The following is a 2490-nucleotide window of genomic DNA, read 5'->3' as shown; positions in this document are numbered from 1 at the left end:
GAGGAACCCTTGCAGATGGCCTCTGAACCCGTCGAGGGAGGGGAGCTTGTTCGGGTTGGTGCCGGCAAAGTTGAACGACTGCACGTTGGTGGCTCCCATGTCGCCCATGGCGCGCTCGATGAGCCCCCCGCCGTTGAAGGCGTCGTACGGGTCGACCTCCTTGCTGGCGTCTTGTCGCGTCTTGTAGTCGGCGTAGGCCCGTTCCACGACGGCAACCCAGCGGCCATTGCCCCCGCTCGACGCCGCGCGCCCCAGCTCGGCATCGGTGAGCGGCGCCACGTGCACATCTTCCTTCGCGAACGAGACCGTGTAGCTGCCGTCGTCGTGGGGGGCGATCATGCGTTCCACGCTGGCCGGGTCACGCTTCACCTTCGCGCCCAGCGCGGCCAGGAAGAAGCAGTCGCCCTCGCCGGACTGGTTGATGTCGCTGATCGAAGGGTGCCCGCTGGCCCCGTAGAGCCCGCTCTGCTTGTGGTACTCGTCGATGCGCGAGGTGTAGTATGCCATCTGCGCGTCGCACGAGGTATCGCCCTTCTTGAACTTTGCCTCGGCCGCTCTCAGCTCGGCGGCGCCGAACCCCTTGAACGAGGGGTCGTCATCGCCCCGCTCGAGAACGTCGAGTGCCGCGGCCGCTTTCCCGCGGTTCGTGGGGTCTTCGCATGCCCGATCGATTTCCGGGTCGGTGAGCTTGCCGTCCTTGTCGGTGTCCCACTTCACGAAGTTCTTCTGCACGGTGGCCACGAAGGCCGACGTGGGGCGGGCAACCGCGTGCGCCGCGCGGTCAGATGCGTTCGACGGCGTCTTCTGCGGCGATTTCCCGTTTGATTGCAGGGCGCGGAGGATCTCGTGGGAGCGGGCGTTGGCGTCGAGGGCGCGATGCTTCTCGGTCGGACTCGCGATCTGTGGCGTGGCATCAGAGGACACCTCGCCCTGTGACGAGCGCTCCGGGCGCAGAGACCCGCTCGTGGCGCGTGTTGACGTGGGCGCGACGGCCCCGTCGACTCTCAGATCATTCACCCCAGCACCCTCTCCTGTCGGCTGACCTGCACGACTTTCGAACTTACACTATAGCAGAGTGCGCCGCGCGTCCGCAAGGACGGTCTGCCCCTGGGATGGGAGGAAGCCTCTCCCGCCACGCGCAAGTCTTGCCCTCCACATCGCCGCGATGCCTGTCATCGGGCCATCGCCACAAGGAGGAGCCGCATTCCCATGACCGACTTTCTCGAACCGGGCACCCTGGCCCCAGATTTCGAGCTGCCGTCGTACGGCGGCGCGACGGTGCGTCTCTCGAGCCTGCGGGGGAAGCCCGTGGTGCTGTACTTCTATCCCAAGGACGACACGCCGGGATGCACCCGTGAAGCCTGCGCCTTTCGCGATCGTCGCGCAGACCTCGAGAAGGCAGGCGCCGTCGTGCTCGGGGTGAGCCCCGACAGCGTTGCCCGACACGAGAAGTTCCGCGACAAGTACAGCCTCGACTTCGCGCTGCTCGCAGACGTTGACCACGCCGTCGCCGAGACGTATGGGGCCTGGCGTGAGAAGAACATGTACGGCAAGAAGTCGATGGGCATTCAGCGCAGCACCTACCTCATCGATGCGCACGGGCGTATCGCGCACGTCTGGAAGAAGGTCTCGGTCGACGGGCACGATGCGCAGGTGCTGGGTGTTCTCGCCAACCTGAAAGGCTGAAGGAGAAAGGGTCTTCACGGCCAATTCATCCTTGAACCAATTTCAAGGAGACGCGCCGTGAAGACCATTGCCATCATCAACCAGAAGGGCAGCAGCGGCAAGACCACCAGCGCTGTCTGTCTTGCGGCCGCGCTTGCCGAGAGCGGCTGGCGCGTTCTTGTCGTAGACCTCGACGCCCAGGCGTCTGCCAGCGCCTGGCTGGGCATCCATGATGAGCGAAACCTGCTTCTCGATACGCTGTGCGGCGAGGGGCGTCTCGACGACATCATTGCTTCGACCCGAGTTCCGGGCGTCGATCTCGTTCCGGCGTCGCACGCGCTCTCCGGGGTTGACCGCGCCCTCGCCGCAGAGGTCGGGGCCGAGCTGCTGCTTCGCCGCAGCCTCGAAGCGCTCCCGGACGGCAGATACGACCTCGTTCTGCTCGACTGCCCACCGTCGCTCGGGCTCTTGTCGATCTCGGCTCTCGCGGCTTCTGACGAGGTGCTCGTGCCCGTCGAGGCGCACGTCATGGCCCTCTCGGGTCTCGCGGCGCTCACCCACACCCTTGATCGGGTGCGAAGCCGCCTGAGCCCATCGGCGCGACTGTCAGCCATCCTCCCGTGCCGCGTCGACATGCGCAAGAACCTGTGTCTCGATGTCGTGGCCAGCCTGCGCGAGCGCTTCGGTGACCGTGTCATGGCCACGGTGGTGCGTGAGAACGTGCGTCTGGCCGAGGCCCCCTCGTTTGCCGCACCCATCACCGTCTACGATCCTCGCAGCGCGGGGGCCGAAGACTATCGCGCGGCGGCGACCGAGATGCTCGAG

The 2490-nt window shown here is 66.1% G+C and carries 3 protein-coding genes; 2 read left to right on the top strand and 1 reads right to left on the bottom strand.

Annotation, left to right across the window (positions count from 1 at the left end):
• Positions 1-1017, bottom strand: a 1017-nt coding sequence (locus EB084_23590) for a hypothetical protein (GenBank protein NDD31245.1), incomplete at its 3' end; no start/stop codon positions are given.
• A gap of 192 nt (positions 1018-1209) precedes the next feature.
• Between EB084_23590 and EB084_23585 the strand changes: the two genes are divergently transcribed.
• Positions 1210-1686, top strand: a complete 477-nt coding sequence (locus tag EB084_23585) for a thioredoxin-dependent thiol peroxidase (protein NDD31244.1) — start codon at positions 1210-1212, stop codon at positions 1684-1686.
• Between the two features lie 57 nt (positions 1687-1743).
• On the top strand, positions 1744-2490 hold a 747-nt coding region (locus EB084_23580; protein NDD31243.1), incomplete at its 3' end, for a ParA family protein.

Source organism: Pseudomonadota bacterium (assembly GCA_010028905.1).
In the GTDB taxonomy this organism is placed as follows: Bacteria; Vulcanimicrobiota; Xenobia; order RGZZ01; family RGZZ01; genus RGZZ01.
This window is presented reverse-complemented; position numbering and strand designations above follow the sequence as displayed.